Below are 11,459 nucleotides of genomic sequence, written 5' to 3' on the forward strand. Positions count from 1 at the left end.
CGGCTTCGGCTGAGGGTTGTTCCATGCCGTGCAGGCGCCGTCCAGTTGAACATCACCTGCCTGTGATCAAACCCGCTAGGCGCGTGGTGTCGACCAACCTCCGTAGATTTCCTTACCGGGCTCGACCCGAATGTTTTTCGGCTCTTTCGGCTGGTATCGATATGCCATCCAAATCGCTTTCCAGAGGAGGCGTGTATGGTTCAGATGTACTTCCACTGCTCGAACGCCGAAGGCACGCTGATCGATCGCTACGGCACCGCAGTCGCCAGCCTGACGGAAGCGCGCGACCGCGCCGCCCAGATCATGCGCTCGATGATCGAGACGCCCGGCGCCGAAGACTGGCGCGACTGGGTGATCCATATCAGCGACGACGACGGCGAGGAGATTTTCGATCTCCCCTTCACCGCCATGCTCGGCAAGCCGCATTGAGGTGATGCCATGCTGTTCGCCTCATTGAGCCTGCTCCGCCAGCCCTTCACTTTCGTCGCCAGCAAATGGCAGAAACTGGTGCAAGTCGCCGGCAACCCCTACCGTCCCGAGCTGCACTACATGCGCGGCCCTGGCCCGAAATGGCACGCCAAATATCAGGCCAGCCGCGTGAATCGCGGGCTCTGAACTCGGCGGCTCTTGCCGCTTTCCCGCAAATTTCCTGCTCAACATGGCCGGGCTTGACCCGGCCTTGTTGCGTTTAGGAGCTGGCCCGCCCTTCACCTCCCCGTGAACTTCGCCTTACGCTTCTCAACGAACGCCCTGCGCCCCTCGATCGCATCGGCACTTGTGCGGATCGCGGCTTGAAGCTCGATCTCGCGGCGGAACTGCGCCTCGTAGCTGGTGTGCTCGCTCTCCTCGACCAGCGCACGCGTCGCGACCAGGGCGCGCGTCGGCCCCTCCGCCAGACGACGCGCCAAGGCCAGCGCCTCCTCCATCAGCCTGTTATCGTCGACGACCTGCCGCACCAGGCCGATCTCGTGGGCGCGCTCGGCGGCGAGCGGCTCGTTCAGGAGCATCAGCTCGAGCGCACGCTGTCGGCCGATCAACCGTGGCAACAGCCAGGTCGAGCCGAGATCTGGCACCAGCGCAATGCGGCTGAAAACTTGAATAAAATTGGCTGAACGCGCCGCAACAATCATGTCGCCGGCCATCGCCAGGCTGAAGCCGCCACCGGCCGCGACGCCATTGACGGCGACGACGACAGGCACGCGGCATTCGCGCAGGGCCTTGAAGGCCGGCCAGTAGAAGCGCATCACGCCTGCGGCGAGGTCTTCGCCCAGCGCTCCGGCCGCCTTCAAATTCTGTCCTGAGCAAAATCCACGGCCCGCGCCGGTCAGGATCAGCGCGCGAACATTCTCATCCCCGGTCATGTCGCCGACCGCGGTCGCGAGCGCGCCGAGCAGGTCGGGCGTCATCGCGTTCAGGCTTTCAGGCTCGTCGAGCGTCAGGATGCCGACGGCACCATCCCGCGCCTGTTTCACACCTGCCATGTCGCGTCTCCCTTTCGATGTTCTCGTCGCCGGCAATGTGCCATCCTTCGTGCGCGCCGCCAACGCGGCGCCCAAAGTCAGCGCAACGAAGCCAGAACAAGCACAAGCGACATCATGCCTCATCAGTTCAGCCTCAACCAAACCGTCCGCAAACCCGCCGTGACATCCAAGGGCGGCATTGTCGCTTCGCAATCGCGGCGGGCGGCCGAGGTGGGAGCGCAGGTGCTGGCGGCGGGCGGCGACTGCGTCGACGCGATCGTGGCCACGACCTTCGCGCTGAACGTGCTGGAGCCATGGAATAGCGGCATCGGCGGCGGCGGCGCGATGGTGCTCTACCGCGCCAAGGAAAATCGCTACGAGGTGATCGACTATGGCATGTGCGCACCGCAGAGCTTGCGCGCGGCCGATTATCCCATCACCGGAGACCGCGTCGCCACCGACCTGTTTCCGTGGCCACGGGTGAAGGACGATCGCAACGTTCATGGTCCCGCCGCGATCGCCGTGCCGGGTGTGGTCGCCGGCATGGAGGAGGCGCACCGTCGCCACGCCAGGATGTCGTGGAAAGACCTGGTCGAGCCGGCAGCGGCGCTCGCCGGCGAAGGCTTGCTGGTCGACTGGTGGACCGAGCTGACGATCGCGGGTTCGGCGGCGGATCTCCGGCGCTATCCCGCGAGCGCGGCCATGTTCTTGAAGGACGGCCTGCCTCCGAGCCCGCCCTGGAGCATCGAGGCTGAAATCCGAATGCCGCAGGACAATCTGAAGGCGACGTTGTTGCACCTCGCCGCAGCCGGGCCGCGCGACTTCTACCAGGGCGATCTCGCCAGGAGCATCGCGTCCGACATCAAGGCCGATGGTGGCTCGCTGTCAACAGAGGATCTCGCCGCATTCCGCGCCCATCTGCGCGAGCCGCTGGCGATCCCCTATCGCGGCGGCAAGGTGCTGGCGACGCCGGAGCTCACGGCCGGGCCGACCATGGCGCAAGCCCTTCGCCTGTTGCAGCAGAATTTGAAACCGACAGCCGCGCCGGATGCGATCGCCTATGCGGAATATGCCGCCGCCCTGCAAGCAGCCTTCCGTGAGCGGCTCAAGGACATGGGCGATGCCGACGGCAAGCGCTCGCTCGGCGCCGAATATCTGGCGCCGGCTTGCACCACGCATTTCTCCGTGGTCGATCGCGACGGCAACATCGCCGCGGTGACGCAGACACTGCTGTCGTCCTTTGGCTCGAAATATGTGACGCCGCACAGCGGCATTCCCATGAACAACGGCATCATGTGGTTCGATCCGACGCCCGGCAGCACGAATTCACTTACACCCGGCAAGCGTTGCCTCTGCAACTACACGCCCGTCATTGCCGAAACTAGCGACGGCAAGCGCCTTTCGGTCGGCGCCTCCGGCGGCCGCCGCATCCTGCCATCGGTCTTGCAGCTGGTGTCCTTTGCAATGGATTTCGGCATGGACCTCGATGCCGCCATCCACCAGCCCCGCATCGATTGCAGCGAAGGCGCGATCGTGCTCGGCGATACCAGGCTGCCTGCGGATGTGCGCAAGGCTCTCGCGGCGCGCTTCGATTACAGGGAGGCGCCGGTGCAGACCCTGCCGATGAAGTTCGCCTGCCCGAGCGTGGTGATGCGCGATGGCGACACCAATTCCGGCGCGGTCGAGATCTTCCAGCCCTGGGCAGATGCTGTAGCGGAGGGCTAGATCCCCAGCCGGTCGCGCACGCGGCCGGCAATCACCGCGGTGGTTACGCCGATTGGCCAGAACGCGTGCATCGGGATCGGCTTGATGCCTGATACGGGCATGTCGATCTCGGCCTTGGCGCCGCCGATCAGCCGACGCGCGAGCTGCGCGCCCATCGCGGTCGAGAGCGCGACGCCGCGACCGTTGCAGCCGAGCGAGATCAGGATGTTCTCCGCGGGCTCATGCACATGCGGGTAATGATCTCCGGTGATGGCGAGGCGGCTGTTCCAGCCGTGGGTCCAGGCCACGCCCTTGAGCTGCGGCCATAGCCGCTCGGCGTAGCGCATGAGATAGGCGACGTCCGTTGGCGACTTGATCCAGCGCATCGGGCCGCGCCCGCCCATCAAGAGGCGGTTGTGCTGGTCGATGCGATAGTAAACCGTGATGTGGCCGCTTTCGTAAAGGACCGGCCGCGTCGGCATGATCGAGCGGGCAACCTCGTCGGAGAGCGGCGCCGTGGCCGCGATCGAGGAAAACACCGGCACGATGGTGCGGCGGAGTGCGGGCCACAGATCGTCGGTGAAGCCGTTGGTGGCCAGCAGCACCTTCTCCGCACGCACGACCGCACGCGGCGTCTCGATGCGCCAGCGACCGCCGTCGCGGCGGAGTGATAGTGCCGGCGTCTCGCCATACACTTTCGCGCCCGCAGAAATTGCCGCGCGCGCGAGGCCGCGGGCGTAGCTGAGGGGATGCAGGTCGCCGCCACGGCTATCCAGCATCGCGCCGATATAGCGATCCGTGCCGGTCATCGCGCGCAATTGCTCGCGGCTGAGATACGACACCGGCATGCCGCGACGGATGCATTGCTGCGCGGTCTGTTCGATCGCGGCCGCGCTGGCCTCGTTATAGGCCGCGCGCAGCGTGCCGTTCTGCCGGGCCTCGCAGGGGATCTGGTAGCGGCGGATCAGGTCGTGGGTAAAGTTCGGCGTGCCGTAGGAGAACTCGATCATGCGGCGGCCGAGTTCGGCGCCGAAGTCGGCCTCGATCTGATCGGGGTCGTGCTTCAGGCCGGGATTGGTGTGGCCGCCATTGTTGCCGGACGCGCCCCAGCCCGGCTCCTGTGCCTCCAGCACCAGCGCCTCGACGCCCTGCTCCGCCAGATGCAGCGCCGTGGACAAACCCGTATAGCCGCCGCCGACGATCGCGATGGAAACGTTCTTGTCCGCATCCAGCGGCGGCGTCGCCACCGGCGCGACGGCCGTGTCGGCATAGAGCGAGGGCGGCAGAGGCAGGCGCGTCATTCTGAAAGTCCGGTCAAAGCGGATGCAGCACGCGGCGCAGAAAGTCCTGCGTGCGCGGATGCTGGGGTTGGTTGAGCAGCGTTTTCGCCGGCCCCTGCTCGACGATGATGCCGCCGTCGATGAACAGCACGCGATCGGCGACGTCGCGGGCAAAGCCCATCTCGTGGGTGACCACGACCATGGTCATGCCATCGTCGGCGAGCTTACGCATGACACCGAGCACGTCGCCGACCAGCTCCGGATCAAGCGCCGAGGTCGGCTCATCGAACAAGATCGCCTTCGGCTGCATGGCGAGCGCGCGCGCAATCGCGACGCGCTGCTGCTGGCCGCCGGAGAGCTGCGGCGGGTGTGCGTCGGCCTTCTCGGCGAGACCCACTTGTGCCAGCAGCGCGCGACCACGTTCCAGCACCTGGGCGCGCGGCTCTTTCTTCACGAACAGCGGTCCCTCGACCACGTTCTCCAGCACCGTCCGATGCGGGAACAGGTTGAAGCGCTGGAATACCATCGAGACCTGGGTACGGATGTTGACGATCGACGGCGCATCGCGGTCGACCTTCAGGCCTTCGACGCTGATGTCGCCGCGGTCGTAACTTTCCAGCCCGTTGATACAGCGCAGGATGGTGGATTTGCCCGAGCCTGACGGGCCGATGATGCAGACCACCTCACCCTTCTCGACGCTCGCCGTGATGCCCTTCAGCACCTCGTTCTGGCCAAAGCTCTTGTGGACGTCGGTGAGCTCGATCATTTCTTGCCCGCCCGCTTCTCGAAGTGACGGACCAGCAGGATCAGAGGGATGCTCATGGTGAGATACATCAACGCGACCATCGTGAACACGTTGGTGTTCTTGAAGGTCGAGGAGGCGATCAGCTTGCCCTGCAGGGCAAGCTCGGCGACCGTGATGGTCGAGGCCTGCGAAGAGTCCTTCAGCATCATGATCATGACGTTGCCGTAGGGCGGCAGCACGATGCGCACCGCCTGCGGCAGCACCACGCGGCGCATGCTCAGCCACCAGCCCATCCCGATCGACTGCGCCGCCTCGATCTGGCCCTTGTCGATCGCCTCGATGCCGGCGCGGAAGTTTTCGGCCTGGTAGGCCGAGTACGCAATGCCGAGGCCGAGGATCGCGGCCTGCAAGGCCGACAGCGTGACGCCGAGATCAGGCATCACGAAGTAGAGGTAGAACAGCAGCACGATGATCGGGATGCCGCGGATCACATTGATCAGGCTGGCGCTGAGCAGCGACAGCGCCTTGATGCCGGAGACGCGCATCATCGCCCAGATCAGGCCGAGCACCGTCGAGAGCAGCAGCGAGCCGATCGTGACGATGATCGTCAGTGCGACGCCGTTCATCAGGATCGGGAAGAACTCGACGGCGTCGTGCCAGAAGCCTTTCATCGGGCAGCCCTATGCGCGCTTTATCAGCTTTGCGCTTTCTGGCCCCATTTCTCGAGGATCTTGTTGATGGTGCCATTGGCCTTGAGCTTCGCCAGCGACGCGTTGATCTTGCCGAGCAACTCGGTCTCGCCCTTGCGGACACCGATGCCGACCGAGCCGACCGTGACGGGCTTGTAGCCGTCAACGAGACGCACCTCGGGGAACCCGCCCTGCTTGAGATTATAGGCAAGGATCGGATAGTCGGCGTAGCCGGCCTTGAGGCGGCCGGTGTTCACGTCCCGCAGGATGTCCGGGATGGTGTCGTAGGCCTTCACCTCGGCGAACAGGCCGGACTTCTTCAGCGCATCAACGAAGGCCGTGCCGACTTGTGCGCCCACGGTCTCGCCCTTCAGATCATCCTGCGTGGCATAAGCCTTGGTGTCGGTCTTCGGGACGACCAGGCCTTCGCCATAGGTGTAGATCGGATCGGAGAAGTCGACGACTTCCTTGCGTGGGGCGGTGATGAACATCGCGGCCGCGATGATGTCGATCTTGCTCGAGGTCAGCGACGGGATCAGTGCCGAAAACTGCATCGGCTCGATCTGCACGTTGAAGCCGGCGTCCTTGCCGATCTCGGTGACGAGATCGACCATGATGCCCTGGATGGAATTTGTCTTGGTGTCGAGGAAGGTGAAGGGAATGCCCGTCGGCGTCGAGCCGACCTTCAGCACCTGCTGCGCCGAGGCCGGTGTTACCGCTGCAATTGCGAGCGCCGCGACCGCGGCCAGACCAAAACGCTTCATCGCATCCCCTCATATCCGACCGATGGCGGCGCTCGCGCATGTCGTGATCAGACGTTGCGGGCCAAGCCGTTTCGGCCTATTTTCACCAATATGAAAATTTGGCCACACTTTCGCGGATGATGCAAGCGGTTTTCATGCACATGAAGGAAGCGGTTTGACGTGAGCGGTGACAAAAGAATGCGCAAGCCGGCCGCGACAAAGCCGGCCAGGAATGGCAATACGCGCGGGAAGAAGGCTACCGCGAAGCCGACTGAGCCCGCAATGGACGTCGCCGTTGGCCGTCGCATCCGCGATCTCAGGCGCGTCAGGCAGTTCTCGCTCGAAACGGTCGCGGCACGCACCGAGCTTTCGATCGGCTTCCTCAGCCAGATCGAGCGCGGCCTGTCGTCGCCCTCACTGCGCGTACTGGCCACGCTCGCCGACGTGCTCGGCGTCGGCATCGCCGCATTGTTTGGCGCGAGCCCGAGCGCCGACGGCGCATCCGATCAGGTGGTGACGCGCGGCCTGCAGCGGCCCGAGCTGAAATTATGGCGCACCGGCGTGTCCAAGCAATTGCTGAGCCCGGCCAGCGCCGACAACAAGCTCAACCTGTTCCTCGTGCATCTCGAGCCCGGCGGCTCGACCGGCGACGAGCTCTACACCCATGACGGCGAAGAGGCCGGCCTCGTGCTCGAAGGCGAGATGATGCTGACGGTGGACAGCGAGACATGGTCGCTGAAGACAGGCGACAGTTTTCGGTTCGCAAGCCGAAGGCCGCACCGGTTCTCCAATCCCGCGCAGGATGCGAAGGCCGTGGTGCTGTGGGTGAACTGCGTGACGGGGACGTAGGCTCTCTCCTTCTCCGGCGATTACGCCCTCAGTTCCGTCATCCTGAGGTGCCAGCGGCGCGATGCAAAGCATCGCGCTGGGAGCCTCGAAGGATGAGCGGCCTCGCTGCTGCAGCCGGGCCGTCGCCCTTCGAGGGCCGCTGGAGAAGCGGCCACCTCAGGGTGACGGAGATGGATTATCGGCGCGCAGAGATGCTACCCAAACCGGTGCTGATACCGGTCCACCGTCAACTCGCTCGCATCCACCTCAGGCTTCTTGCCCGAGAGTATATCCGCGAGCACGCGGCCGGAGCCGCAGGACATGGTCCAGCCGAGCGTGCCGTGGCCGGTGTTGAGGTGGAGATTGGCGTACTGCGTCGGCCCGATCACGGGCGGTCCGTCCGGCGTCATCGGCCGCAGGCCGCTCCAGAACGTCGCCTTGGAGAGATCCCCGCCGCGCGGGAACAGATCGGTCAGGGAGTGATCGAGCGTGGCGCGACGCGCGCCGTAGAGCTTGGTCGAGAAGCCCGAGATCTCCGCGGTACCGCCGACGCGGATACGATCCCCTAGGCGCGTGATCGCGACCTTGTAGCTCTCGTCCATGACGGTCGATTCCGGCGCGCCGGAGGCGTCCTTGATCGGCACGGTGATCGAGTAGCCCTTCACCGGGTAGACCGGTAACGCGATGCCAAGCGGCGAGGCCATTCGCGACGAATAGCTGCCGAGCGCGAGCACGTAACTGTCTGCCTGCAACAGGCCGGCGCCGGTCGCAACGCCGCTGACACGTCCGCCATCGGTGACGATGCGGTCGATACTGGTGTTGAACAGGAAGCGCACACCGAGCGCCTCGGCATGCTTGGCCAACGCCTGCGTGAACATGTGGCAGTCGCCGGTCTCATCCTGTGGCAGGCGTAGGCCGCCGACGAATTTTTCCTTCACGGCCGCGAGCGCCGGCTCGACCGCGATGCAGCCTTCGCGGCTCAGCGTCTCGTAAGGCACGCCGTACTGCTTGAGCACGGCGACGTCTTCGCCGGTGCCGTCGAGCTGCGCCTGGTAGCGGAACAGCTGCAGCGTGCCTTTCGAGCGCTCGTCATATTGAATGCCGATGTCGCGGCGGAGATCACGCAGAGAATCGCGGCTGTACTCCGCGATCGGGATCATGCGGCTCTTGTTTACCGCGTAGCGCGCACTGGTGCAGTTGCGCAGCATCTTGAGCAGCCAGACCCACATGACAGGATCGAGCTTCGGCCGGATCACCAGCGGGCCGTGCTTCATCAAGAGCCACTTGACCGCCTTCACCGGCACGCCGGGGCCGGCCCATGGCGAGGAGTAGCCGGGCGACACTTCGCCGGCATTGGCAAACGAGGTCTCCAGCGCCGGCTCGGGCTGACGGTCGACGACCGTCACCTCGTGGCCGGCACGGGCGAGGTAGTAGGCAGAGGTGACACCGATGACACCGCTGCCGAGGATCAGAACTTTCACGCTTGGTCAAACTCCCGCGGCATTACGCTCGCCGCTGCAAGAGCAATTATCAGGCCACCTTCTTGATGGCGTCGCCGAGGATCGAGACGATCTGGTCGATGTGGCTCTTCTCGACGATGAGCGGAGGCGACATCGCGAAGCTGTCACCGCTCATGCGCAGATAGAGGCCGGTGTTGAAGCAGTCGACCATGACGTCGTAGCCGCGCGCGCCGACGGCGCCCTCGCGCGGGGCGAGCTCGACTGCGCCCATCAGGCCGCAATTTCTGATATCGACGACGTTGGGCAGGCCCTTCAACTGATGCAGCGCATCGCGCCAGTATTCGGCCATCGACGCACCGCGCGTCAGCAGGCTTTCGTCCTTGTAGATGTCGAGCGTGGCGATGCCGGCGGCGCAGGCGGTCGGATGCGCCGAGTAGGTGTAGCCGTGGAATAGCTCCATCTGGTTCTCGGGGCCGACCATCAGCCCATCATGCACCTTGCGGCTGGCGAATACCGCGCCGCAGGGGATGGTGCCGTTGGTGATGCCCTTCGCCGTCGTCATCAGGTCCGGCGTGACGCCGAAGAAATTGGCGGCGAACGGCGTGCCGAGACGGCCGAAGCCCGTGATGACCTCGTCGAAGATCAGGAGGATGCCGTGCTTGTCGCAGATCTGGCGCAGGCGCTGCAGATAGCCCTTCGGCGGCGGCAGCACCGCGGTCGAGCCCGGCACCGGCTCGACGATGACGGCGGCAATGGTCTCGGCGCCGTGCAGGCCGACGAGGCGCTCGAGATCGTCGGCAAGCTCGGCGCCATGCTCGGGCTGATCCTTGGCGAAGGCGTTGCGGGAAAGATCATGGGTGTGGCGGATATGGTCGACGCCCGGCAGATGCGTGGCGAAGGCGCGGCGGTTGGCGACCATGCCGCCGACCGACATGCCACCGAAGCCGACACCGTGATAGCCGCGCTCGCGGCCGATCAGGCGGGTACGGCTCGACTGGCCGGTGGCACGATGATAGGCGAGCGCGATCTTCAGCGCGGTGTCGACCGATTCAGAGCCGGAGTTGGTGAAGAAGATGCGATCGAGGCCATCAGGCGCGATCTCGGCAAGACGCTCCGCGAAGTCGAACGCCAGCGGATGGCCCATCTGGAAGGTCGGCGCGAAGTCCAGCGTCATCAGCTGCCGCTCGACGGCGGCGGCGATCTGCTTGCGGCCGTGGCCGGCATTGACGCACCAGAGGCCGGCGGAGCCGTCGATCACCTTCCGACCGTCGACGGTGGTGTAGTGCATGCCCTCGGCCGAGGAGAACAGGCGCGGCGCCTTCTTGAACTGCCGATTGGCCGTGAACGGCATCCAGAACGAGTCGGTCTTGATAGTGTTCGGAATCTGATGAAGGGTCACGGGCCACGCTCCTTTGCTGACGGCACAGCAGAGCCACGGCTTCGATAGCGCAACAAGTCCTTTTCTGGCGACCTACAAGCCATTGATTTCACTGGGGTGACCGGTCCATATTTGCGCGATCCGCAACACCTGAAACAGGGATTTGGGCATGAGCGTCGACATCGGTGGACGGCTGCGATTCATCCGGGCGCGCCAGAAGCTGTCGCAACGCGAACTGGCAAAACGCGCCGGCGTCACCAATTCGACCATCTCCCTGATCGAATCCAACCAGATGAACCCGTCGGTCGGCGCGCTCAAGCGCATCCTCGACGGCATCCCGATGGGGCTCGCCGAGTTCTTTGCGCTGGAGCCGGAGTCCAGGCGCAAGATCTTCTACCGCGCCGAGGAACTGACCGAAGTCGGCAAGAAGCCGATCTCGTATCGGCAAGTCGGCGACAATCTGTTCGGCCGCAGCCTGCAAATTCTGAAGGAGCGCTACGAGCCCGGCAGCGACACCGGACGCGTGCACCTCGTCCATGACGGCGAGGAAGGCGGTATCGTGATCTCGGGCAAGCTCGAAGTCACGGTCGAGGACGAGCGGCGCATCCTCAATCCCGGCGATGCCTATTATTTCGAGAGCCGCCGCCCGCACCGCTTCCGCTGCGTCGGCGGCAAGCCGTGCGAAGTGATCTCGGCCTGCACGCCGCCGACGTTCTGAAAGGCGATTGCGACATCCGCAATCATACGGAGCACCGGCATTTTACGGTGCTTGAGCCAGCTCAATTTCTGCGGGCCGGACCGCTATACATTGCGAGACGTAGCCGAGCAGCCTCGCGCAAAGGTGTTGAGGTTATGGCCCCGGACTCCTAGGCACTCCGGGGCCGCTTCGTAACAGAGCGGACGATGAAGACCACCCTCGCCAATGCAGAAGCAGCGCTCGACGAAGTTCAGCGCGATACCAGAAAGCTCCATTCACGGGAGCTGCGCGCCGCCATCGAGAAATACATCGAAGAGCAGAGAGAGCAGATCAAGGCGCTCCGCCGGATGATGAATTGATCCGGTCACCAGGGCGGACGCGACGTCACGCGGCCGTCTGAACCGGAAGGACGCAAGCGGCGACCAAGGAGCAGATCCGAACCTGCTTCGACGAAGAAGCCGCCCAAGAGCCGATC

General features: G+C 64.7%; 13 protein-coding genes. 6 read left to right on the top strand and 7 right to left on the bottom strand.

The annotated features are described in order from the left end of the window. Nucleotides 1-195 precede the first annotated feature (195 nt). Nucleotides 196-429 carry a DUF6894 family protein gene (locus XH91_RS28450; RefSeq protein WP_128953666.1) on the top strand — a complete coding sequence of 78 codons (234 nt, stop codon included), beginning with the start codon at nt 196-198 and terminating at the stop codon, nt 427-429. A gap of 9 nt (nt 430-438) precedes the next feature. Next, complete coding sequence (locus XH91_RS39045) at nt 439-615, top strand: hypothetical protein (protein ID WP_164934216.1); 177 nt, start codon at nt 439-441, stop codon at nt 613-615. A gap of 92 nt (nt 616-707) precedes the next feature. Here XH91_RS39045 and XH91_RS28455 read toward each other — a convergent pair whose 3' ends face one another. Then, the gene (locus tag XH91_RS28455) at nt 708-1,481 is read right to left on the bottom strand and encodes an enoyl-CoA hydratase-related protein (RefSeq protein WP_128953667.1); all 774 of its coding nucleotides are present in this window, start codon (nt 1,479-1,481) and stop codon (nt 708-710) included. 114 nt (nt 1,482-1,595) lie between these two features. Between XH91_RS28455 and XH91_RS28460 the strand changes: the two genes are divergently transcribed. Beyond that, a complete protein-coding gene (locus tag XH91_RS28460) occupies nt 1,596-3,185 on the top strand; it encodes a gamma-glutamyltransferase family protein (RefSeq protein WP_128953668.1) in 1,590 nt (529 codons plus the stop codon). On the opposite strand, the gene XH91_RS28465 is transcribed toward XH91_RS28460, so the two are convergent. Genes XH91_RS28465 through XH91_RS28480 form a run of 4 tightly spaced genes read right to left on the bottom strand, consistent with a single transcriptional unit; the run spans nt 3,182 to nt 6,642 of the window. After that, nucleotides 3,182-4,465, bottom strand: coding sequence for an NAD(P)/FAD-dependent oxidoreductase (locus XH91_RS28465; RefSeq protein ID WP_128953669.1), 1,284 nt, complete (start codon nt 4,463-4,465; stop codon nt 3,182-3,184). The genes XH91_RS28460 and XH91_RS28465 overlap by 4 nt on opposite strands. Nucleotides 4,466-4,478: 13 nt before the next feature. After that, complete coding sequence (locus XH91_RS28470; RefSeq protein ID WP_128953670.1) at nt 4,479-5,210, bottom strand: amino acid ABC transporter ATP-binding protein; 732 nt, start codon at nt 5,208-5,210, stop codon at nt 4,479-4,481. Beyond that, nucleotides 5,207-5,860: an amino acid ABC transporter permease gene (locus tag XH91_RS28475; protein ID WP_128953671.1), complete on the bottom strand. Its 654-nt coding sequence runs from the start codon at nt 5,858-5,860 to the stop codon at nt 5,207-5,209. Before XH91_RS28475 ends, XH91_RS28470 begins: the two co-directional genes overlap by 4 nt. 23 nt (nt 5,861-5,883) lie before the next feature. Further along, a complete protein-coding gene (locus XH91_RS28480; protein ID WP_128953672.1) occupies nt 5,884-6,642 on the bottom strand; it encodes an ABC transporter substrate-binding protein in 759 nt (252 codons plus the stop codon). Nucleotides 6,643-6,819: 177 nt separating this feature from the next. Here XH91_RS28480 and XH91_RS28485 point away from each other — a divergent pair, with 177 nt between their 5' ends. Continuing rightward, nucleotides 6,820-7,470, top strand: a complete 651-nt coding sequence (locus tag XH91_RS28485) for a helix-turn-helix domain-containing protein (RefSeq protein ID WP_164934217.1) — start codon at nt 6,820-6,822, stop codon at nt 7,468-7,470. Nucleotides 7,471-7,664: 194 nt separating this feature from the next. Here the strand turns inward: XH91_RS28485 and XH91_RS28490 are convergent, their stop codons facing one another. Together XH91_RS28490 and aptA are read right to left on the bottom strand one after the other, a co-directional pair. Further along, complete coding sequence (locus XH91_RS28490; RefSeq protein WP_128953674.1) at nt 7,665-8,930, bottom strand: D-amino acid dehydrogenase; 1,266 nt, start codon at nt 8,928-8,930, stop codon at nt 7,665-7,667. Nucleotides 8,931-8,979: 49 nt separating this feature from the next. After that, nucleotides 8,980-10,308: an omega-aminotransferase AptA gene (gene aptA / locus XH91_RS28495; protein ID WP_128953675.1), complete on the bottom strand. Its 1,329-nt coding sequence runs from the start codon at nt 10,306-10,308 to the stop codon at nt 8,980-8,982. 148 nt (nt 10,309-10,456) lie between these two features. On the opposite strand from aptA, the gene XH91_RS28500 reads away from it, so the two are divergent. Both XH91_RS28500 and XH91_RS39050 read left to right on the top strand, forming a co-directional pair. After that, nucleotides 10,457-11,005 (top strand): cupin domain-containing protein, encoded by a 549-nt coding sequence (locus XH91_RS28500; protein WP_011085008.1) that lies wholly within the window; start codon nt 10,457-10,459, stop codon nt 11,003-11,005. 185 nt (nt 11,006-11,190) lie between these two features. Beyond that, the gene (locus XH91_RS39050) at nt 11,191-11,343 is read left to right on the top strand and encodes a hypothetical protein (protein ID WP_164934218.1); all 153 of its coding nucleotides are present in this window, start codon (nt 11,191-11,193) and stop codon (nt 11,341-11,343) included. Nucleotides 11,344-11,459 lie beyond the last annotated feature (116 nt).

Source organism: Bradyrhizobium guangzhouense (assembly GCF_004114955.1).
GTDB classification, from domain to species: Bacteria; Pseudomonadota; Alphaproteobacteria; order Rhizobiales; family Xanthobacteraceae; genus Bradyrhizobium; species Bradyrhizobium guangzhouense.

What these genes read in the sequence shown, in the direction of transcription:
- XH91_RS28465 (WP_128953669.1), bottom strand. Translation starts at nt 4,465, where the DNA reads ATGACGCGCCTGCCTCTGCCGCCCTCGCTCTATGCCGACACGGCCGTC.
- XH91_RS39050 (WP_164934218.1), top strand. Translation starts at nt 11,191, where the DNA reads ATGAAGACCACCCTCGCCAATGCAGAAGCAGCGCTCGACGAAGTTCAG.
- XH91_RS28475 (WP_128953671.1), bottom strand. Translation starts at nt 5,860, where the DNA reads ATGAAAGGCTTCTGGCACGACGCCGTCGAGTTCTTCCCGATCCTGATG.
- XH91_RS28450 (WP_128953666.1), top strand. Translation starts at nt 196, where the DNA reads ATGGTTCAGATGTACTTCCACTGCTCGAACGCCGAAGGCACGCTGATC.
- XH91_RS28500 (WP_011085008.1), top strand. Translation starts at nt 10,457, where the DNA reads ATGAGCGTCGACATCGGTGGACGGCTGCGATTCATCCGGGCGCGCCAG.
- XH91_RS28485 (WP_164934217.1), top strand. Translation starts at nt 6,820, where the DNA reads ATGCGCAAGCCGGCCGCGACAAAGCCGGCCAGGAATGGCAATACGCGC.
- XH91_RS28455 (WP_128953667.1), bottom strand. Translation starts at nt 1,481, where the DNA reads ATGGCAGGTGTGAAACAGGCGCGGGATGGTGCCGTCGGCATCCTGACG.
- XH91_RS28470 (WP_128953670.1), bottom strand. Translation starts at nt 5,210, where the DNA reads ATGATCGAGCTCACCGACGTCCACAAGAGCTTTGGCCAGAACGAGGTG.
- XH91_RS28460 (WP_128953668.1), top strand. Translation starts at nt 1,596, where the DNA reads ATGCCTCATCAGTTCAGCCTCAACCAAACCGTCCGCAAACCCGCCGTG.
- XH91_RS28480 (WP_128953672.1), bottom strand. Translation starts at nt 6,642, where the DNA reads ATGAAGCGTTTTGGTCTGGCCGCGGTCGCGGCGCTCGCAATTGCAGCG.
- XH91_RS39045 (WP_164934216.1), top strand. Translation starts at nt 439, where the DNA reads ATGCTGTTCGCCTCATTGAGCCTGCTCCGCCAGCCCTTCACTTTCGTC.